This window comes from Streptomyces sp. NPDC016845 (genome assembly GCF_044332585.1).
Classification (GTDB): domain Bacteria; phylum Actinomycetota; class Actinomycetes; order Streptomycetales; family Streptomycetaceae; genus Streptomyces.
Map to the genome: position 1 here is coordinate 577,632 of NZ_JBIRPI010000001.1, position 20,968 is coordinate 598,599.

Genomic DNA, 20,968 nt, shown 5'->3' on the forward strand with positions numbered 1-20,968 from the left:
AAGCCGAGTCGGCGGCCGAAGAGTGCTGACGGGGTGTGATCTTCCTTGCGAAGAAAACACCCCGAAATAGGACATCTCGCCAGGCTCAGCCCTGGACTCGATACTCTTCGAGCAGTCGACGACCAATGATCATTTTCTGGATTTCGGCGGTACCTTCACCGATCAGCAGCATCGGCGCCTCGCGGTACAGACGCTCGATCTCGTACTCCTTGGAGAACCCGTATCCACCGTGGATCCGGAACGCGTCCTCCACGACTTCTTTGCAGTATTCGGAGGCCAGGTACTTGGCCATTCCCGCTTCGAGGTCGTTTCGTTCCCCGGAGTCCTTTTTGCGTGCCGCGTTCACCATCATCGCATGGGCGGCCTCGACCTTGGTGGCCATCTCGGCCAACTTGAACTGAATGGCCTGATGCTGGGCGATCGGCTTGCCGAAAGTGTGACGTTGCTGGGCATACGAGACGCCCAGTTCGAAGGCACGCTGCGCGACACCGCAACCACGGGCCGCCACGTTCACGCGCCCGACCTCGACTCCGTCCATCATTTGGTAAAACCCTCGGCCGGTCTGTCCGCCAAGTACACGATTGGCTGGAATGCGTAGCCCGTCCATGAGCAGTTCGGTGGTGTCGACGCCCTTGTAACCCATCTTGTCGATCTTCCCGGGGATGGTCAGACCGGGCCGGACCTCGCCGAATCCGGCTTCCTTCTCGACGAGGAAGGTCGTCATCGACTTGTGCGGGGCCGTTCCCTCTCCATGACCTTCATCACTCCGAGTGAGAACCGCCACAAGTGTTGACGTGCCGCCGTTGGTCAGCCACATCTTCTGACCGTTCAGGACGTACTCGTCGCCGTCCTTGACCGCCTTCGACGTGATGGCCGACACATCCGAGCCGAGCGCCGGCTCGGACATCGAGAACGCGCCGCGCACCTCGCCCAGCGCCATCCGCGGCAGGAAGTACTCCTTCTGCTCCCGCGTGCCGTGCTGCTTGAGCATGTACGCCACGATGAAGTGCGTGTTGATGATGCCGGAGACCGACATCCAGCCGCGCGCGATCTCCTCCACGCACAGCGCGTACGTGAGCAGCGACTCGCCGAGCCCCCCGTACTCCTCCGGGATCATGAGCCCGAACAGGCCCAGCTCCTTGAGCCCGTCGACGATCGCCTGCGGGTACTCGTCGCGGTGCTCCAGCTCGGTGGCGACCGGGATGATCTCCTTGTCCACGAAGTCGCGCACCGTGGAGAGGATTTCCTGCTGGACCTCGGTGAGACCGGCGGTCCGGGCGAGTCGCGCCATGACTACTTCTCCTGGGACTTGAGGGCCGGGCGGCCGGGCTGTTCGCCGCCGCGCTCCTTGATGTACGTCTCGGTGGGCACCATCACCTTGCGGCGGAAGACGCAGACGAGCGTGCCGTCCTGCTTGTAGCCCTTGGTCTCCACGTACACGATCCCGCGGTCGCTCTTGGACCTCGACGGGGTCTTGTCCAGGACCGTCGTCTCGCCGTAGACGGTGTCGCCGTGGAAGGTCGGCGCCACGTGCTTGAGCGACTCCACCTCCAGGTTGGCGATCGCCTTGCCGGAGACGTCCGGCACGGACATGCCCAGCAGCAGGGAGTAGATGTAGTTGCCGACGACGACGTTCTTGCCGAAGTCGGTGGTGCTCTCCGCGTAGTTGGCGTCCATGTGGAGCGGGTGGTGGTTCATCGTGAGGAGACAGAAGAGGTGGTCGTCGTACTCGGTGACCGTCTTTCCCGGCCAGTGCTTGTAGACGTCCCCGACGGTGAACTCTTCGTAGGTGCGGCCGAATTGCATGTGTCTTACGCCTCCGGGGCCTCGAACTTGGACGTGCGGCGCATGCCGGCCGCGCGGCCCTTGCCGGAGATGACGAGCGCCATCTTCCGGCTCGCCTCGTCGATCATCTCGTCGCCGAGCATCGCCGAGCCCTTCTTGCCGCCCGCCTCGGACGTGCAGTACTCGTACGCGTCGAGGATCAGCTCGGCGTGGTCGTAGTCCTCCTGCGACGGGGAGAAGACCTCGTTGGCCGCCTCGACCTGGCCGGGGTGGAGCACCCACTTGCCGTCGAAGCCGAGGGCGGCGGCGCGCCCGGCGACCTCGCGGAAGCCGTCCACGTTCTTGATCTGGAGGTAGGGGCCGTCGATCGCCTGGAGGTCGTTGGCGCGGGCCGCCATCAGGATCTTCATCAGGATGTAGTGGTAGGCGTCGGCGCCGTAGCCGGGCGGCTGCTCGCCGACGACCAGGGACTTCATGTTGATCGACGCCATGAAGTCGGCCGGGCCGAAGATGATCGTCTCGATGCGCGGGGACGCCTCGGCGATCGCGTTGACGTTGTTCAGGCCGCGCGCGTTCTCGATCTGCGCCTCGATACCGATCTTGCCGACCTCGAAGCCCATCGTCTTCTCGATCTGGGTGAGGAGCAGGTCCAGGGCGACGACCTGGTCGGCCGTCTGGACCTTCGGCAGCATGATGCAGTCGAGGTTCGGGCCCGCGCCCTCGACGACGGTCACGACGTCGCGGTAGGTCCACTCGGTCGTCCAGTCGTTGACCCGAACGACGCGCGTCTTGCCCGTCCAGTCGCCCTCGTTGAGGAACTTCACGATGGTGTGCCGGGCCTCCGGCTTGGCGAGCGGCGCGCAGGCGTCCTCCAGGTCGAGGAAGACCTGGTCGGCCGCCAGGCCCTGGGCCTTCTCCAGGAAGCGCGGGTTCGACCCGGGCACCGCGAGGCAGGAGCGGCGCGGACGAAGACGGTTGACCTGTGTCATGCGGGGACCTCCAGTGGGTCGAGCTTGTTCGCTAGCCGGATCTCGTCGACGATACGGCCGATGATCTCCGTGATGCCGAAGTCCTTGGGGGTGAAGACGGCGGCGACACCCGCCCGCTTCAGCTCCTCGGCGTCGGCGTTCGGGATGATGCCGCCGACGATCACGGGGATGTCGGTGGCGCCCGCCTCGCGCAGCCGGTCGAGCACGTCGGGGACCAGCTCGGCGTGCGACCCCGACAGGATCGACAGGCCGACGCACGTCACGTCCTCGGCGAGCGCGGCGGACACGATCTGCTCGGGTGTGAGCCGGATGCCCTGGTAGACCACCTCGAACCCGGCGTCGCGGGCCCGTACGGCGATCTGCTCGGCGCCGTTGGAGTGCCCGTCGAGGCCCGGCTTGCCGACGAGCAGGCGCAGCTTGCCGCCCAGCTCGTCTCCCGTACGGCGGACCTTCTCGCGGACCTGCGCGAGCGGTGTGCCCGCCTCGGCGGTCACCGCGACCGGCGCCGACGAGACGCCGGTCGGCGCCCGGAACTCGCCGAAGACCTCGCGCAGCGCCTCGGACCACTCGCCGGTCGTGACCCCGGCGCGGGCGCATTCGAGCGTCGCCTCCATGAGGTTCTCCGTGCCGGCCGCGGCCTCCTTCAGACGCTCGATGGTCTGCTGGGTCGTCGGGTAGTGGAACGGGTCGCCCATTCCCTGCCGGTCGGTCGACTCCTGGCGCGTGGTGCGCCACTCGCCGATCGCCCGCACGACGCGCGCCTCCACCTGGTGGTCGACCGTCATGATCGCGGCGTCCAGATCGGCGGTGAGCGGGTTCGGCTCGGTCGACTCGTAGATGTTGACGCCGACGATCTTCTCCTCGCCGCCCTCGATCCGCGCCCGGCGCTCCGCGTGCGAGGAGACGAGCTGGGACTTGAGGTAGCCCGACTCGACGGCGGCCATCGCGCCGCCCATCTCCTCGATCCGCTCGATCTCCGCGAGCGACTCGGCGACCAGCGCGTCGACCTTCTTCTCGACGACGTGCGAGCCCGCGAAGATGTCCTCGTACTCGAGCAGGTCGCTCTCGTGGGCGAGGACCTGCTGGATACGGAGCGACCACTGCTGGTCCCACGGCCGGGGCAGGCCCAGAGCCTCGTTCCAGGCCGGGAGTTGGACAGCACGCGCGCGTGCGTCCTTCGACAGGGTCACGGCCAGCATCTCGAGCACGATCCGCTGGACGTTGTTCTCCGGCTGCGCCTCGGTCAGACCCAGCGAGTTGACCTGGACGCCGTACCGGAAGCGGCGCTGCTTCGCGTTCTCGATGCCGTACCGCTCGCGCGTGATCTGGTCCCAGATCCGCCCGAACGCCCGCATCTTGCACATCTCCTCGATGAAGCGGACGCCCGCGTTCACGAAGAAGGAGATACGGGCCACGACGTCCCCGAACTTGTCGGCGGGGACCTGCCCTGAGTCGCGTACGGCATCGAGAACGGCGATGGCGGTGGACATCGCGTACGCGATCTCCTGGACCGGTGTGGCCCCCGCCTCCTGGAGGTGGTACGAGCAGATGTTGATCGGGTTCCACTTGGGGATGTGGGAGACCGTGTAGGCGATCATGTCGGTCGTCAGGCGGAGCGAGGGGCCCGGCGGGAACACGTGGGTGCCCCGCGACAGGTACTCCTTGACGATGTCGTTCTGCGTCGTGCCCTGGAGGGCCGCGATGTCGAGGCCCTGCTCCTCGGCGACGACCTGGTAGAGCGCCAGAAGCCACATCGCCGTGGCGTTGATGGTCATCGAGGTGTTCATCTGGTCCAGGGGGATGTCCTGGAACAGCCGCCGCATGTCACCGAGGTGCGAGACCGGCACGCCGACCCGGCCGACCTCGCCGCGGGCGAGGATGTGGTCCGGGTCGTAGCCCGTCTGGGTCGGCAGGTCGAAGGCGACCGACAGACCCGTCTGGCCCTTGGCGAGGTTGCGCCGGTACAGCTCGTTGGACGCCTCGGCCGTGGAGTGACCGGCGTAGGTCCGCATCAACCACGGCCGGTCCTTCTGACGCTCAGTCATGAGCCGGTTCCCCTCCGGGGTTTCAGACGTTGCGGAAGCGGTTGATGGCGTCGATGTGCCGGGCGCGCTTGTCGTGGTCGCGCACGCCCAGGCCCTCCTTGGGCGCGAGCGCGAGGACGCCGACCTTGCCCTGGTGCAGGTTGCGGTGGACGTCGTACGCGGCCTGGCCGGTGTCTTCCAGCGCGTACGTCTTGGAGAGCGTCGGGTGGATCTTTCCCTTGGAGATCAGGCGGTTGGCCTCCCACGCCTCGCGGTAGTTGGCGAAGTGCGAGCCGATGATCCGCTTCAGCGACATCCACAGGTAGCGGTTGTCGTACTCGTGCATGTAGCCCGAGGTGGAGGCGCAGGTGGTGATCGTGCCGCCCTTGCGGGTGACGTAGACGGAGGCGCCGAAGGTCTCGCGGCCGGGGTGCTCGAAGACGATGTCGATGTCCTCGCCGCCGGTGAACTCGCGGATGCGCTTGCCGAAGCGCTTCCACTCCTTGGGGTCCTGGGTGCGCTCGTCCTTCCAGAACTTGTAGCCCTCGGCGTTGCGGTCGATGATCGCCTCGGCGCCCATCCTCCGGCAGATGTCCGCCTTCTGCTCGCTGCTCACGACGCAGATGGGGTTGGCCCCGCCCGCGAGCGCGAACTGCGTGGCGTACGAGCCCAGTCCGCCGCTCGCGCCCCAGATCAGGACGTTGTCGCCCTGCTTCATGCCGGCGCCGTTGCGGGAGACGAGCTGGCGGTACGCGGTCGAGTTCACCAGGCCGGGGGCCGCCGCCTCCTCCCAGCTGAGGTGATCGGGCTTGGGCATCAGCTGGTTGGACTTGACCAGTGCTATCTCCGCCAGGCCGCCGAAGTTGGTCTCGAAGCCCCAGATGCGCTGCTCGGGGTCGAGCATCGTGTCGTTGTGGCCGTCGGAGGACTCCAGCTCGACGGAGAGGCAGTGTGCGACGACCTCGTCACCGGGGTTCCAGGCGTTCACGCCGGGGCCGGTGCGCAGGACGACGCCCGCGAGGTCGGAGCCGATGATGTGGTACGGCAGGTCGTGGCGCTTGGTCAGCTCGCTGAGGCGGCCGTAGCGCTCCAGGAAGCTGAAGGTGGAGACCGGCTCGAAGATCGAGGTCCACACCGAGTTGTAGTTGACCGAGGAGGCCATCACGGCCACCAGGGCTTCGCCCGGGCCGAGTTCGGGCACCGGCACGTCGTCCAGGTGGATCGACTTGCGCGGGTCCTTCTCGCGGGAGTCGAGCCCCGCGAACATCTCCGCCTCGTCCTTGTGCACGGTGATCGCGCGGTACGAGTCGGGCAGCGGCAGGGCGGCGAAGTCGGCGGACGTGGCGGTCCGCGACTGGATCGCGTCCAGGATTTCCTTCACGGTGGTGCCTCCGGCGGTGAGCGTCGAGGGAAACGCTGAGTCGGGGTGGTGTGGCTGCGGGTGAGGGGTGGAGCGTGCCGTCGGTTCGGCGGGGGTGGTGCGGTGGCAGCGCTTGGTGTGGCGCGGAAGGTTGCCTGTGACGCAGGCGTCCGGGCGCGCGGAACCACGGTCGTTCGTGGCTTGCGGGGACAGCCGGCGTACGGAAGTTCTCTGTACGCCGGCCGCCCGGACTTCCTTCAACGTATGGCACACCGTGACAGCTTGCAAGGCACTCCGTGCCACAAATTTCGCTCAGGTGTCATGTTTGAGTGTCAGCTGAGCGATGATCGATCATTCGAGGTCAGAGCGGGGTTACCGCCGCGTACAAAGATCGATGATCGATCAGAGGCTCGCGATGTCGTCGCAGTCGGGCATGAAGAAGGCCCCTGACGTGGCACTCCGTGCCAGATCAGGGGCCGTGCTGACGCGGGACGGCCCTAGCGGTTCCTGAGGGCTTCCTCGATGGTGCGCATGACCTCCGGGAGCGGCGCGTCCGTGCGCGCCACCGTCACGAGCACCTCGCCCGAGTGCGAGACCTGCGCCGCCGGGGGAGCGGCGGGGGTGCGGCCCGCCCCGATGCCGCTGCCGAACGTGCGGCGCACGATGGCGAAGGCGTGGTCCAGCTGCGCCTCGACGTCGCCCTGGCCGCCCGCCCGCAGCCAGCGGCGCAGGACGTGGTTGTGGGCGGTGACGACGGCGGAGGCGGCGACCTCGGCGAGCAACGGGTCGTCGTTGCCGTCGTGGTGGGCCTGCTCGTCGAAGTGGCCGAGGAGGTAGCGGGTGAACAGCCGCTCGTAGCGGGAGACCGAGGCGATCTCGGCCTGGCGCAGCGTCGGCACCTCACGGGTGAGCTGGTAGCGCGCCACGGCCACCGCGGGCGCCCCCGCGTACATCTTCATGACTTCCTTGATGCCGCGGCACACGGTGTCCAGCGGGTGCTCCAGGGGCGGCGCCGCGTTGAGGACCGCCTCGGCGCGCACCAGGGTGTCGTCGTGGTCCGGGAAGATCGCCTCTTCCTTCGAACGGAAGTGGCGGAAGAAGGTGCGGCGCGCGACGCCCGCCTGCGCGGCGATCTCGTCGACCGTCGTCGCCTCGTACCCCTTCGTGGCGAAGAGCTCCATCGCCGCGGCCGCCAGCTCACGGCGCATCTTGAGCCGCTGGGCGGCCGCCCGGTTGCCGGCGGCGCTCTCCGGGGCGTCGGTCGTAGCGGGGGTACGGGAGGACTGGTCGGCCTTGGGCATGGACCGAACGTACTGCATGTACGTTCCAAAAGGCTCCCCGGTGAGCGGGCCGCCCGGAGCTCCGAGCAGCCCGCCCCAACCGTTTCCGGCCCCCTGGTCCGGCTCAGCGCCGGGCATATTCGCGGAAGCCACGACCCGTCTTGCGGCCGAGGCAGCCCGCGGCCACCAGGTGTTCGAGCAGGGGTGCGGGGGCGAGGCCCGGGTCGCGGAACTCGCGGTGCAGCACCTTCTCGATGGCGAGGGAGACGTCCAGGCCGACCACGTCGAGGAGTTCGAACGGGCCCATCGGGTAGCCGCCGCCGAGCTTCATCGCGGCGTCGATGTCGTCGAGCGTGGCGTAGTGCTCCTGCACCATCTTGATCGCGTTGTTCAGGTACGGGAACAGCAAAGCGTTCACGATGAACCCGGCGCGGTCGCCGCAGTCCACCGGGTGCTTGCGGATCGCGACGGTCAGGCCGCGGACGGTGGCGTGCACGTCGTCCGTGGTCAGGACGGTCCGCACGACCTCGACGAGCTTCATCGCCGGCGCCGGGTTGAAGAAGTGCATGCCGATGACGTCCTGCGGGCGCGCGGTGGCGCGGGCGAGGGCGACGACAGGCAGCGACGAGGTCGTGGTGGCGAGGATCGCGCCGGGCTTGCAGACCTTGTCGAAGACGGCGAACAGCTGCCGCTTGATCTCCAGATCCTCGGCGACCGCCTCCAGGGCCAGATCGACCTCGGCGAACGCGTCGTAGGTACCCGCGGGTGCGATGCGCGCGAGCGTCTGCTCCGCCGCCTCCGCCGTCATCCGGCCCTTGTCGACGGAGCGGGAAAGCGACTTGTCGATACGGGCCTTGGCCTTCTCGGCCTTCTCCTCGCTGCGGGCGGCGAGGACGACGTCGTAGCCCGCCTTCGCGAAGACCTCGGCGATGCCGGAGGCCATCGTGCCCGAGCCCGCGACGCCGACGGAGCGGACGGTGCGGGTGGGGCCCGCGCCGGCGCCGTCCGACGGCGTCAGGGCGTCCGGCACCACGACCGGACTGCCCGGCTCCTCGTACGTGTAGAAGCCGCGGCCCGCCTTGCGTCCGGTCAGGCCCGCCTCGCTGAGCTGCTTGAGGACGGGCGCGGGCGCGTGCAGCCGGTCGTGCGACTCCGCGTACATGGCGTCGAGCACCGTGCGCGCGGTGTCGACGCCGATGAGGTCGAGCAGCGCGAGCGGCCCCATCGGCAGGCCGCAGCCGAGCCTCATCGCGGCGTCGATGTCCTCGCGGGAGGCGTACCTGGCCTCGTACATGGCGGCGGCCTGGTTGAGGTAGCCGAACAGCAGTCCGTCGGCGACGAAGCCGGGCCGGTCGCCGACCGCGACGGGCTCCTTGCCCAGCTCGAGCGCGAGGTCGGTGACGGCGGTGACCGCGACCGGCGCGGTCAGCACGCTGGAGACCACCTCGACGAGCTTCATCGCCGGGGCCGGGTTGAAGAAGTGCAGGCCGAGGACGCGCTCGGGGCGCGCGGAGTCGGCGGCCAGCCGGGTCACCGACAGCGCGTTGGTGCCGGTCGCGAGGATCGTCCCGGGCCGCACGACCGTGTCGAGCGCCCGGAAGATCTGCTGCTTGATCTCGTACGACTCGGGGGCGACCTCGATCACCAGATCGGCGTCGGCCGCGGCCCGCAGATCGGTGAACGTACGGAACCGGGCGAGCAGTTCCGCCCGCTCCCGCTCGGTGAGGTGCCCGCGGCGCACCGCACGCGCCGTCGAGCCTTCCAGGGCCACGACCGCCTGTGCGGCGGCGGCCTCGCTGATGTCGATGCCGATGACCTCGCGGCCGGCGCGGGCGAGGACCTCGGCGATGCCGGTGCCCATGGTGCCCAGGCCGACGACGGCCACGGTAGAGATGCGGGACAGGGGAGCGTCCATCCGGGAACTCCAGAGGTGAGGGTGGTGTGCCGTGCCAACTGCACCGCTGTGCACGGGGAATCCGACCGGCCCTGTCCCGGAGCCAGGTCGTGCTGTGAATACGTCGGTAACGCGCGGCGGAACCGACCGCACTCGCGGCGGCTGCGTCACCAGGCCGCCCTGAGTGGTACTGCGGGAAGTGTGCCCCGCTCAGATGAGATTAACCAGCGAGTAACGAGCGCGCCAGCCCTGGACGTTGCTGGACTGCTGTGATCTACGTCGCCGCAGGCCCCCCGCGTCTACCCTCGACTTATGGACGAAGAGTCGCGAACGGTGACGGAACGCATCCGGAAGGAATCCGGCGGGACGCCCGCCTTCGACCAGCTGGCCGCCACACGTGACCCGGACCAGCTGGCCGAGGTGCTCACAGCACCGCAACAGCCCCTCTGGGCTCGTGAGTTGGCCGCCTACCGGCTGGGCATCGCCGGTGACAAGCGCGCCTTCGAATCACTCGTCCTGCTCCTGAACCACCGCGATCCGGAACGCTGCGCCGCCGCTGCCCAGGCGCTGGCCGCCCTGCGCGACCCGCGTACCGCCCGCGCGGCGGCGGCCCTCGCGACCAACGAACTCCGCGTCGCCTACGCCCTCCACCCGGTCCGCCTGCTCACCCAGCTGAGAGCGCCCGAGTCGGCTCCGGCGCTCATCACCACGCTCCGCCGCCGCCTCGCCCCGCACGACCCGTACCGCAAGGTGGCGCTCGCCTGCGTGGAGGGGCTCGGCAGCCTCGCCGACCCCCGCGCGCGCGAGGTCCTCACGGAGGCGGCGACCCACCCGCGCCTGGCGATGGCGGCGGCGGCGGCGCTGGCCCGCCTGGAGCAGAGCTGAGCGCGCTCAGCCCCGGTGGCCGAGCAGCCTGTGCAGCGCGGACCCCTTCGCCCTGGGAGCCTCGGGCGGTGCCGCCTTGGTCGCCGGCGGCTTGGGGTCCGGCTGCTTCTTGCACACCGCGTCCACGTCGCCGCTGCCGCGCGGCACCTTCCCCGAGGCGAGATACGTCGCCAGGTGCTTGTCGAGGCAGGCGTTCCCGCTGAGCGTGATCCCGTGGTTGCCGCCGCCCTGCTCGACGACGAGGCTCGACCCGCGGAGGAGGCGGTGCATGGTGGCGCCGCCGCGGTACGGGGTCGCCGCGTCGTCCGTCGCCTGCAGGAGCAGGACCGGCGGCAGCGTCAGGCTGGTGACGTCGGGCGGGGTGAGCGTCCCGGCCGGCCAGAACGCGCACGGCGCGTTGTACCAGGCGTTGTTCCACGTGGAGAACGGTGCCTTCGTGTGGGTCCGGGCGTTGTCCGCGCGCCACTGCCGCCAGTCGCGCGGCCACCGCGCGTCGCGGCACTGGACGGCCGAGTAGACGCTGTAGCCGTTGTCCCCCTCGGCGTCGACCGCCGCGAAGGTGTCGTACGCCTCGACCAGCGGGTCCGGGTCCTTCGCCCTCACGTACGCGGAGAACGCGTCGGCCAGGAACGGCCAGTAGCCGTCGAAGTAGCCGCCGGGCAGGAACGTGTCCTCCAGCTCGCCCGCGCCGACCTTCTTGCCCGCGGGCTTCTTCGCCAGCGCGTCCCGCATCGCGTACCACTTGGCCTCGACCTCGGCCGGGTCCTTGCCGAGCTTGTAGGCCGCGTCGTGCTTGGCGACCCAGGCGAGGAAGTCCCGGTGGCGGTCGTTGAAGGCGACGTCCTGGCGCAGGTTGTCCTCGTACCAGACGCCGGTCGGGTCGACGATCGAGTCGAGCGCGAACCGCCGCACCCGGCCGGGGTAGGACTTCGCGTAGACCGCGCCGAGGTAGGTGCCGTACGAGTAGCCGAAGTAGTTCAGCTTCTTCGCGCCGAGCGCGGCCCGGATCGCGTCCATGTCCCGCACGGAGCTGACCGTGTCGAGGAACGGCAGGACGTCCGCGTACTTCTTGCCGCACGCGCGCGCGAAGCCCTCGGCCCGCTTCAGCTGCGCCCGCTCGACCGCCCCGGTCTTCGGCACGCTCTGCGGCCGTACGGGCTTGAAGTGACCCGGCGCGCAGTCGAGGGCGGGTTTGCTCTTGCCGACGCCGCGGGGGTCGAACCCGATGACGTCGTACTGCGCCGCGACCGGCTTCGGCAGGCCCGCGGCGACGAACCCGGCGAGCTGCAACCCGCTGCCGCCCGGCCCGCCGGGGTTCACCAGGAGTGGCCCCTGGGACGTCTTCGCGGTGTGCGGGACGCGCGACAAGGCGAGGGTGATCTGGCGCCCCCGCACGCGCGCGTGGTTGAGCGGCACCTTCAACGACGCGCATTGCAGCGTCGGATACTCCTTCGTCGCGCACTTCTTCCAGGTGACGGCGGCGGCGCGGGGGCCTGGCTCGGCGGTGGCCGTCGGGGCGAGGCCGGCGGCGGCGAGCGCGGCGATGCCGCACAGGGCGACTGTGCGTGTCTTCACGTGCGGCATGTTTCCTTGATCGCCGGGCCGGGATATCCGTTCGGCCGGAAGTTGACCCGATCGCGTGGCGGATCAGACCAGGGTGAGCTGCGTGGGTTCCGTCGGGTCCGCCGCCGGCTCCGGTGCGCGCACACGCCGGGGCAGACCCGGGCGCGAGGGCCCGATCCCGTACTCCTCGGCCAGCTCGTGGACCTGCCGCGTCAGCCGCCGCTGGTACCACTTGGGGGCGTACGCGCCCTCCGCGTACAGCCGCTCGTAGCGGCGTACGAGGTACGGGTGGTGCTGCGCCAGCCAGGCCATGAACCACTCGCGGGCGCCAGGGCGCAGATGCAGCACGAGCGGCGTCACCGAGGTCGCACCGGCCCTCGCGACGGCCCGGACGGTCGCCCGCAGCTGCTCCGGGCGGTCGCCGAGGAACGGGATCACCGGGGCCATCAGGACGCCGCAGCCGATCCCGGCGTCGGTGAGGGCGCGGACGACGTCGAGGCGGCGCTCGGGCGCGGGCGTGCCCGGCTCGACCGTCCGCCACAGCTCCTGGTCGACGAAGCCGACGGAGACCGAGACGCCGACGTCGGTCACCTCGGCGGCCTGCCGCAGCAGGTCCAGGTCGCGCAGGATCAGCGTGCCCTTGGTGAGGACGGAGAAGGGGTTGGCGTGGTCGCGCAGCGCCTCGATGATGCCGGGCATCAGCCGGTAGCGGCCCTCTGCCCGCTGGTAGCAGTCGACGTTGGTGCCCATCGCGATGTGGTCGCCGGACCAGCGGCGCGAGCCGAGGTGGTGGCGGAGCAGCTCCGGCGCGTTCACCTTCACCACGATCTGGCTGTCGAAGCCGAGCCCCGTGTCGAGGTCCAGGTAGCGGTGGGTGTTGCGGGCGAAGCAGTAGACGCACGCGTGCGTGCAGCCGCGGTACGGGTTCACCGTCCATTCGAACGGCATCCGGGACGCGCCGGGCACCCGGTTCACGATCGAGCGGGCCCGGATCTCGTGGAAGGTCACGCCGCTGAACTCGGGGGTGTCGAGGGTGCGGGTCGTGACCGCCTCCGCGCCGAACAGCGCGGCGTCGGGCGCCCGGCCGTGCCCGGCCCGGTCGTCCGTGAGGTTCTCCCAGCGCATGCCGCCTCCTTCGATAGCTCTGCCCCACGCCCACAATAGAACACATGTTCCCTTGATCGTGCGGACGTGTCCCGGCCCCGTGAGCACCCCGGTTTGGGCGGCTCGTGCGAGGGGTGGTTGGCTTGGGCGCCCACAGGATCCAAGTGCTGGAGGAAAAGCCATGGCGCAGGTCGAGGCCACCACGGAACGCGTCGTCGCCGCCAAGCCCGACGACGTCTTCGACGCCCTCGCCGACTACAGCGGCACCCGCCCGAAGCTGCTGCCCGAGCACTTCAGCGAGTACGAGGTGCGCGAGGGCGGCGACGGCGAGGGCACCGTCGTCCACTGGAAGCTCCAGGCCACCAGCAAGCGCGTCCGCGACTGCCTGCTCGACGTCACCGAGCCCACCGACGGCGAACTCGTCGAGACGGACCGCAACTCCTCGATGGTGACGACCTGGCGCGTCACCCCGGCCGGCGAGGACCGCTCACGCGTCGTCGTCACCACCGTGTGGAACGGGGCGGGCGGCATCGGCGGTTTCTTCGAGAAGACGTTCGCGCCCAAGGGTCTCGGCCGCATCTACGACGCCGTGCTCGCCAAGCTCGCCGCCGAAGTGGAGAAGTGACGCTTCCCGGTGGTGCCCGCCCGCTCATCGTGCGGTAGCGAACAATGATCTGCCGCTCACCGTTTCGAGTGGTTTTCGTTTCGCGCCCGTTGTACGCCGTAGGGCTCCGACCGGCGCATTCGTCGGTCGAGCGCCTCTGACGTGCGCCTCGTCGCGCTTGCCCCCCGTTGTCGCGTAATGCGAGAAATGGGCGGCGCAAGGGCGACGAGGGGAGCAGTACGTGGGCACGACGACGCTGGTGACCGATCCCGTGCGGGAGCGGGACGAGCCGGGGGCGGTCGCCGAGCCGGCGCCGGTCGCCGCCGCTCCCGTGGTCGAACAGGCCGCCGTGGAGCGGCAGCCGGCCGAGGACGCGCTCAGCCCGCGCCGGGTGCGGATGGTCTTCGTCGGCCTGATGCTGGCGCTGCTGCTCGCCGCCCTGGAGCAGATGATCGTCGCCACCGCGCTCCCGAAGATCGTCGGTGAGCTGCACGGCCTCGACAAGATGTCCTGGGCGATCACCGCCTACCTGCTGACCTCCACCATCGGCCTGCCGATCTACGGCAAGCTCGGCGACCTCTTCGGCCGCAAGGGCATCTTCCAGTTCGCGATCGTCGTGTTCGTCGTCGGTTCGGCGCTCGCGGGCCGGGCGCAGAGCATGGACCAGCTCATCGCCTTCCGGGCCGTCCAGGGCGTCGGCGCGGGCGGCCTGATGATCGGCGTGCAGGCGATCATCGGTGACATCGTGCCGCCCCGCGAGCGCGGCCGCTACATGGGCCTGATCGGCGCCGCGTTCGGCCTCGCCTCGGTCGCCGGACCGCTGCTCGGCGGCTACTTCACCGACCACCTCTCCTGGCGCTGGTGCTTCTACTTCAACGTCCCCTTCGGCCTGCTCACCCTCGCCGTCACGGCCGTCGTCCTCAAGCTCCCCAAGCCCACGAAGAAGCCCAGGCTCGACGTGCTCGGCGCGGTGCTCCTCGCGTCGGCCTCGACATGCCTGGTCCTGCTGACCAGTTGGGGCGGGACGGAGTACGCGTGGGGCGACCGGGTCATCATCGGCCTCGCCGCCGGGGCGGCTCTCTCCGCCGCGCTGTTCGTCGTCGCCGAGAAGTACGCGGCCGAACCCCTCATCCCGCTGCGCCTGTTCCGCGACTCCGTCTTCAACCTCAGCGGATTCGTCGGCATGGTCGTCGGCGTCGCCCTGTTCGGCGCGGCCAGCTACCTGCCGACGTTCCTGCAGATGGTCGACGGCGCCACCGCCACCGAGTCCGGGCTCCTCATGCTGCCCATGATGGGCGGCGTCGTCGGCGCCTCCATCCTCTCCGGGCAGCTCATCAGCCACACCGGCCGCTACAAGCTCTACCCGATCCTCGGCGGCGCCCTCTCCAGCCTCGGCATGTACCTCCTGTCGCGCCTTGAGGTCGGCACCCCGCGCGCCGAGTACAGCGTCTACATGGCGATCCTCGGCGCGGGCATCGGCCTGATCATGCCCGTCCTGGTGCTCGCCGTGCAGAACGCGGTGCGCCCGAGCGACCTCGGCACCGCCACCAGCGCCAACAACTACTTCCGGCAGATCGGCGGCAGCGTCGGCGCCGCGGTCTTCGGCACGCTCTTCGCGGGCCGGCTCGCCGACGCCCTCGCCGAACGGCTGCCGGAGGGCGGCGCCGGGATGCCCGCCGGCGCCGACCCCGAATCGATCACCCCGCAGCTCGTGCACGCGCTGCCCGAGGCGCTGCGCACCCCGTACATCCAGGCGTACGCGGACGCGATGCCGCGCATCTTCCTCTACTTGGTGCCGGTCCTCGTCCTGGGCCTGGTCCTCGCCTTCTTCATCAAGGAGACACCCCTGTTGTCCAGCACCACCCCCGTCGAACAGCCCGTCGCCCCCGCCGCCGTGCCCGCCCAGGAGCGCACCTCGTACGGCGCCGGAGTCCCCGTCTGCGGCACGGTCCGGCACTCCGACGGCACCGCCGTGCCGCGCGCCGCGCTCACCCTCATCGACGTCGGCGGCACCCAGATCGGGCGCGGCGCCAGCGGCGACGACGGCCGGTACGCGCTCTCGACGCCGGGCGCGGGCAGTTACGTACTGATCGCGGCGGCCGGCGGGCACCAGCCGCAGGCCGTCACGGTCACCGTGGGGGAGCGGCCCGTCGACCTCGACGTGGTGCTCGGCGGCGCGGGCCGCCTCGCCGGCTCCGTCCTCACCGCCGACGGCACTCCCGTACGGGACGCGATCGTCACCCTCACCAATGTGCACGGCGAGGTCGTGTCGACGACCCGCAGCGGGCGCGAGGGCGCGTACGTCATCACGGAGTTGGTGGCGGGGGAGTACACCCTCGCGGCGAGCGCCCCCGCGTTCCGCCCGGCGGCGCTGCCCGTCACCGTGATGGCCTCGCGCGAGACCCGGCAGGACGTGGAGCTGGCGGGCGGCGCGGTGCTGCGCGGCACCGTGCGGGCCGGTGGCGGGCGGCCCGTGGAGGAGGCCCGGGTCACGCTGCTCGACGCGGCGGGCAATGTGGTCGACACGTTGACGACCGGCGCCGACGGCACGTTCCGCTTCGTCGACCTGTCGTCGGGCGAGTACACGGTCATCGCGGCGGGTTATCCGCCGGTGGCGACGGTTCTGCAGGTCGCCGGGGGCGGTCGTACGGAGCGCGACCTGCAACTGGGCCACGAGGACTGACGGCACCCCGGCGTCTGTCAAGGCCCAGGGCTCAATTCGCCGGTAAGTACCCGGGTGTTGAACGGCCGCGCGTACCGTGGAAGCAGGCGGTACGCACCCTCTTCGGCGTGCCCGAGGGAAGGAGGCGGCGATGGCGGACACCGGTCGTTCCCCGCAGGGCCGCGTCCCGCTGGCCGTGGTCGTCGTCGACCAGGCGGGCCGTGTCTCGCACTGGAGCGCGGGCGCACGCCGCCTCTTCGGCCCCGACCGGCAGGACGCGGTGGGGCGGCCCGCCGCCGACCTGCTGCCCGTGTCCGGCGCCCTGCCGCAGGAGCGGGACCTGACGGCGCGGGCCGCGTTCGGCGCGTACGACGACGGGCTCGGGCCCGATCTGGAGGAGACGCTCGGCGGGCGGACGGCCTACCCCGCCGCGGGGCGGGCCCGGCTCGACACCAGCGCGGTCCCGCGCGACCGCATCGACGTCCTGTGGTGGGCGTACCCCCTGGTGGGGCCGGGGCCCGAGCGACTGCTCGTGCTGGCGGCCGACGCGCAAAAGCTCAGCGGCGACCCGGGCACGGACCCGGACGGCACGGCGAAGCCCGTGGCGGGGGAGCGGATCGCGCCCGGTTTCGCGCTGCACACCGACTTCGCGGCCGCCGACGAGCTGGCGCGCGGGCTGCCCGAGATCCTGCCCAGCATGAGCGTGCGGGAGAGCGCCCGCATCGTCTCCCAGATACTCGAACTCGGCTATCCGGTGCTGGAGTTCAGCCAGCACGACCGCGTCCCCGTCACCGCCGACTGGGGCGTCTCCCGGCGCGCCGAGCGCAAGGCGCGGCGCGCGGAGGCGGCGCGTGGGGCGGCGGCCGGGGTGCCGTCCCCGCGCACGTCGGCCGAGGACGCCGACGAGGCCGAGGATCTCGAATACGTGGCGGTGCGCGAGCGCCTGGAGTTCCTCAACGAGGTGAGCGGCCGCATCGGTTCGTCCCTCGACCTCTCCCGCACCATCGTCGAGGTCAGCAAGGCGGTCGTGCCCCGCTTCACCGACGTGGCCGGGACGTACCTGCGCGAACAGGTCGTCGCGGGCGAGGGGTTCCCGGAGGGGCCGCCCGACGAGACCACGATGTGGCACCGCGTCGCCGTCGAGCACACCGACGAGCCGGGCCGCTGGGACGACGTGGTGCCGGTCGGCGAGTCGATGCCGTTCCCGGCACACACCCCGTTCTTCCAGTGCATGACGACCGGCGACCCGGTCCTCGTCCCGTACATCTCGCAGGAGATGGGCAACGGGATCGCCTCGCAGTTCGAGAAGCGCGACATCCGCCCGCTGATCACCCACCGCTCCATGCTCGTCGTCCCGCTGAAGGCGCGGAACGTCGTCCTCGGGTTCATGATCCTGCTGCGCCACCAGGGGCGGCAGCTCTTCAACGACATGGACCGCGTCACCGGCGCCGAACTCGCCGCGCGCGCGGGACTCGTGCTCGACAACGCGCGCATGTACACCTACCAGGAGTCCGTCGCCGAGACGCTCCAGGACAGCATGCTGCCGCACATCGAGCCGCACATGCCGGGCTGCGACATCGCCACCCGCTACCTCCCCGGCACCCTGCTCGGCCGGGTCGGCGGCGACTGGTTCGACTCGATCAAACTGCCCGGCGCGCGCACCGCCCTCGTCGTCGGCGACGTGATGGGGCACGGGCTCAACTCGGCCGCGATGATGGGCCAGTTGCGCACCGCCGTGCAGACGATGGCCGCCCTCGACCTGCCCCCGGCCCAGCTGCTGCGCAACCTGTGCGACCTGGCGCAGCGCCTCGGCGAGCACTACCTCGCCACCTGCCTGTACGCCGTCTACGACCCCATCGTCGGCGAGCTGCACCTCGCCAACGCCGGGCACATCCCGCCGGTGATCGTGCGCGCCGCCGACGGCCGCAGCGACCTTCTCGACCTGCCGACCGGCGCCCCCATCGGCGTGGGCGGCGTGCCCTTCGAGTCCGTACGGCTGCCGGTCGCGCCCGGCGACCGCCTCGTCATGTGCACGGACGGCCTGGTCGAGGTGCGCGGCGAGGACATCGGCGTGGGGCTCGCCACGCTCTGCGAGTCGGCGGCCCACCCCGCCGCCTCCATGGACGACGCCTGCGACACCATCATCCGCTCCCTCGCCGGACGCGGCGGCCGCAAGGACGACGTGGCGCTCCTCATGGTCCGTATGAGCGGCATCGAGAGCGCGGACGTCGCCCAGTGGGAGCTCGCGCAGGAGCCGGCCGAGGTGCCGCGCGCCCGCGGCCTGGTCCGCGACCGGCTCGCGCTGTGGGGTCTCACGGACGTCGGGTACGCGGCCGAACTCCTGGTCGGTGAACTCGTCGCGAACGCGGTACGGCACGCCAGGGGCGGCCGCGTGCACCTGCGTCTCGTGCGCTCGGGCACGCTGCTGTGCGAGGTGGAGGACACCGACCCCACGCTGCCGACGCTGCGCAGCGCGGGACCCGGCGACGAGTGCGGCCGGGGCCTGCGGGTCGTCGCGCATCTCGCGCGCGAGTGGGGCGCGAGCAGGACGGCGACGGGGAAGACCGTCTGGTTCGAACTGGGCGCGCGACCGGGCTTGTGAGGCGCGCCCCGGCGCGGTAGACCGGCGTGACACTTCGGTCGAGTCCGCGGGCGCACCTGGGGGAGCCATGAGCGTGACCGAGCGCTACAGAACGGCGTGGGAGGGGTTCTGGGAGGATGCTCCCGAGGAACCGGGGGCCGTCTTCTGGGACGCCGACCCCATCCTCACCGTAGGGCTGCATCTCGCCCTTTTCGAGCCGGAGTTGGCCGACGCGGCGCTGCCCCTGGTGGATCTCGGGTGCGGCAACGGCACCCAGACCCGCTTCCTCGCCGACCGCTACCGGAGGGTGATCGGCGCGGACCTGTCGGCCGCCGCGCTCGACCGCGCCCGGCACGCGGACCCCGCCGGGCAGGCCGACTTCCGGCAGCTGGACGCCACGAACGCGGCGCAGGTGGAGGCGGTGCACGCGGAGTTGGGCGACGTGAACGTGTACATGCGCGGGGTGCTGCACCAGTGCGAGCCGGAGGACCGGCAGCCGCTCGTCGACGCGGTGGCCACGCTGGTCGGCGAGCGCGGGCGCGGCTTCGTCGTCGAGCCGGCGGAGCGCGCCGGGGCGATCCTGCGGGAGCTGGCGCGCCATCCGGCGGGGCCGCCGCCCAAACTGGCCCCGGTCTTCGCGCACGGCCTCGCCCCGGGCGAGGTCGCCGACGCGTCCGTGCCCGGGTACGTCACGGCGGCGGGCCTCACGGTCCTCGCGTCGGGGGAGCTGCCGCTGCTGACCACCGAGTACACGGCCGACGGGAACAGGATCGAGCTGCCGTCGGGGTGGCTGGTGGTGGGGCGCCGCGACCGGCGGTGAGGTGGGGCGGACGACAGGGCCGCTGGTAAGTTAGCTTAGGCTCAGCTAACTACTAACTCGTTGCGTCAGGAAGCGGTGGGGCGATGCGAACGCCTGTGGTTTCGTCCGATCTCTCCTGGGTGGCCGAGGCCGTCCGCCCCCGCCCGGCCGTCGGCGCGCGCGTCGCGCGGCTGCTCGACGAGGTGAGCGGGGTCCACGGAGCGCGGCGCGAGGCGATCGCCGCCGCGTTCTGGGAGGACGTGCGCGGGCTCGGCGCCCCGCTCGTCGAGCCCATCGAGGGCGATCCTGACCACCGGACCCTCACGTTCCTCTACCGCGGCAATCGGGCGACCAGGCACGTCCTGTTGTTCAGCAACCGTCTCGTCGACCGCGCCCGGCTCGCCGACGCCCTGTTCCACCACGTCCCCGGCACCGACATCTGGCACCTCGGCCTGCGCCTGCGCGCCGACCACCGCGGCGCCTACCGCATCGCCGCCGACGTCTCGACCGGCGCCCCGCCCGCCGACCCGGCCCTGCTCCAGAAGTTCCTCCAGACCCTCCAGCGGTACGCGGGCCCGGACCCGCTCAACCCGCGCACCATCCCCACCCGCTGGGGCGGCCCGGACTGCTCCGTCTTCGCCCTGCCCGACGCGCCCCGGCAGCGCTGGGAGCGCGGGGGGCGCCCCGCGCGCGCGGTGGAGCGCGGCAGGGTCGAGCGGCACCGCGTGGAGAGCCCGGCGCTCGGCGCCGCCCGCGACGTCTGGGTCTATCTGCCGCCGGGCCTCGGCCACCGCGACCTGCCCGTCGTCGTACTCGGCGACGGCGACATGTGGCTGGGCGGCATGGGCCTCCAGGACTCCCTCGACGCCCTGATCACCGAGGGCGCCCTGCCGCCGCTGATCGTGCTCGCTCCGGACTCCGTCGACGGACCCACCCGCTGGCGCGAGATGAGCGCCCGCGACTCCTACGTGACCTTCCTCGCCGATGACGTCCTGCCCTGGGCGGCGGGCCGCTGGCCGCTCACCACCGACCCGCGCCGCACCGTCGTCGCCGGACAGAGCCTCGGCGGGCTCACCGCCCTGTACGCGGGGCTCGTGCGCCCCGAGCGGTTCGGCAACGTCCTCGCGCAGTCGGCGTCCCTGTGGTGGCACCCGGGCCTGTCGTCCGAGGGCGGGGTCCCGCAGACCCCGGTCGTCGGCGTGCCGTGGCTCGTACGGCGGTACGCGGAGGAGGCGCCCCGCGACCTCACCGTGCACCTCGACGTCGGCCTGCACGAGGGTCCGATGGTCGGTTACAGCCGCGCCCTGTACGACGCGCTGCGCCCCGCCGGTCATCGGATCACGCTCGACGAGTTCAACGGCGGGCACGACTACGCCTGTTGGCACGGAGCGCTGATCGACGCGCTGGTGCGGATGCTGAACCCCTGATCAGAGCCTGG

General features: G+C 71.0%; 15 protein-coding genes. 6 read left to right on the forward strand and 9 right to left on the reverse strand.

Annotated features, from left to right (window positions below; genetic code table 11):
* Positions 1-85: 85 nt before the first annotated feature.
* The 7 genes from ACH4RC_RS02485 to ACH4RC_RS02515 form a co-directional block, all read right to left on the reverse strand.
* Entirely contained in the window at positions 86-1,291 is a 1,206-nt protein-coding gene (locus ACH4RC_RS02485; RefSeq protein WP_398194093.1) for an acyl-CoA dehydrogenase family protein, read from the reverse strand.
* A gap of 2 nt (positions 1,292-1,293) precedes the next feature.
* On the reverse strand, positions 1,294-1,806 hold the full coding sequence (locus tag ACH4RC_RS02490; protein WP_398194095.1) for a MaoC family dehydratase: 513 nt from the start codon (positions 1,804-1,806) through the stop codon (positions 1,294-1,296).
* Positions 1,807-1,811: 5 nt separating this feature from the next.
* On the reverse strand, positions 1,812-2,774 hold the full coding sequence (locus tag ACH4RC_RS02495) for an HpcH/HpaI aldolase/citrate lyase family protein (protein WP_398194097.1): 963 nt from the start codon (positions 2,772-2,774) through the stop codon (positions 1,812-1,814).
* A complete protein-coding gene (locus tag ACH4RC_RS02500; RefSeq protein ID WP_398194099.1) occupies positions 2,771-4,819 on the reverse strand; it encodes a protein meaA in 2,049 nt (682 codons plus the stop codon). The genes ACH4RC_RS02495 and ACH4RC_RS02500 overlap by 4 nt, the downstream gene beginning before the upstream one ends.
* Positions 4,820-4,841: 22 nt before the next feature.
* The gene (gene ccrA, locus ACH4RC_RS02505) at positions 4,842-6,179 is read right to left on the reverse strand and encodes a crotonyl-CoA carboxylase/reductase (protein WP_398194101.1); all 1,338 of its coding nucleotides are present in this window, start codon (positions 6,177-6,179) and stop codon (positions 4,842-4,844) included.
* A 476-nt stretch (positions 6,180-6,655) separates the two neighbouring features.
* A complete protein-coding gene (locus tag ACH4RC_RS02510; protein ID WP_394429119.1) occupies positions 6,656-7,477 on the reverse strand; it encodes a TetR family transcriptional regulator in 822 nt (273 codons plus the stop codon).
* Positions 7,478-7,562: 85 nt separating this feature from the next.
* A complete protein-coding gene (locus ACH4RC_RS02515; protein WP_398194105.1) occupies positions 7,563-9,353 on the reverse strand; it encodes a 3-hydroxyacyl-CoA dehydrogenase family protein in 1,791 nt (596 codons plus the stop codon).
* A gap of 291 nt (positions 9,354-9,644) precedes the next feature.
* Between ACH4RC_RS02515 and ACH4RC_RS02520 the strand changes: the two genes are divergently transcribed.
* Positions 9,645-10,217 carry an adenylosuccinate lyase gene (locus ACH4RC_RS02520; protein ID WP_398194108.1) on the forward strand — a complete coding sequence of 191 codons (573 nt, stop codon included), beginning with the start codon at positions 9,645-9,647 and terminating at the stop codon, positions 10,215-10,217.
* Positions 10,218-10,223: 6 nt separating this feature from the next.
* On the opposite strand, the gene ACH4RC_RS02525 is transcribed toward ACH4RC_RS02520, so the two are convergent.
* Both ACH4RC_RS02525 and ACH4RC_RS02530 read right to left on the reverse strand, forming a co-directional pair.
* On the reverse strand, positions 10,224-11,792 hold the full coding sequence (locus ACH4RC_RS02525; RefSeq protein WP_398194111.1) for an alpha/beta hydrolase: 1,569 nt from the start codon (positions 11,790-11,792) through the stop codon (positions 10,224-10,226).
* A 72-nt stretch (positions 11,793-11,864) separates the two neighbouring features.
* Entirely contained in the window at positions 11,865-12,905 is a 1,041-nt protein-coding gene (locus ACH4RC_RS02530) for an Rv2578c family radical SAM protein (protein ID WP_398194113.1), read from the reverse strand.
* Positions 12,906-13,065: 160 nt separating this feature from the next.
* On the opposite strand from ACH4RC_RS02530, the gene ACH4RC_RS02535 reads away from it, so the two are divergent.
* From ACH4RC_RS02535 to fes, 5 genes are all read left to right on the forward strand, one after another.
* Complete coding sequence (locus ACH4RC_RS02535) at positions 13,066-13,509, forward strand: SRPBCC family protein (protein WP_398194116.1); 444 nt, start codon at positions 13,066-13,068, stop codon at positions 13,507-13,509.
* Positions 13,510-13,729: 220 nt separating this feature from the next.
* The gene (locus ACH4RC_RS02540; protein WP_398194119.1) at positions 13,730-16,171 is read left to right on the forward strand and encodes an MFS transporter; all 2,442 of its coding nucleotides are present in this window, start codon (positions 13,730-13,732) and stop codon (positions 16,169-16,171) included.
* A gap of 130 nt (positions 16,172-16,301) precedes the next feature.
* Positions 16,302-18,752, forward strand: a complete 2,451-nt coding sequence (locus ACH4RC_RS02545) for a SpoIIE family protein phosphatase (protein WP_398194122.1) — start codon at positions 16,302-16,304, stop codon at positions 18,750-18,752.
* Positions 18,753-18,819: 67 nt separating this feature from the next.
* Entirely contained in the window at positions 18,820-19,551 is a 732-nt protein-coding gene (locus ACH4RC_RS02550; protein WP_398194125.1) for a class I SAM-dependent methyltransferase, read from the forward strand.
* Positions 19,552-19,634: 83 nt separating this feature from the next.
* Complete coding sequence (fes, locus tag ACH4RC_RS02555; protein WP_398194127.1) at positions 19,635-20,957, forward strand: enterochelin esterase; 1,323 nt, start codon at positions 19,635-19,637, stop codon at positions 20,955-20,957.
* The last annotated feature ends 11 nt before the right edge of the window (positions 20,958-20,968 follow it).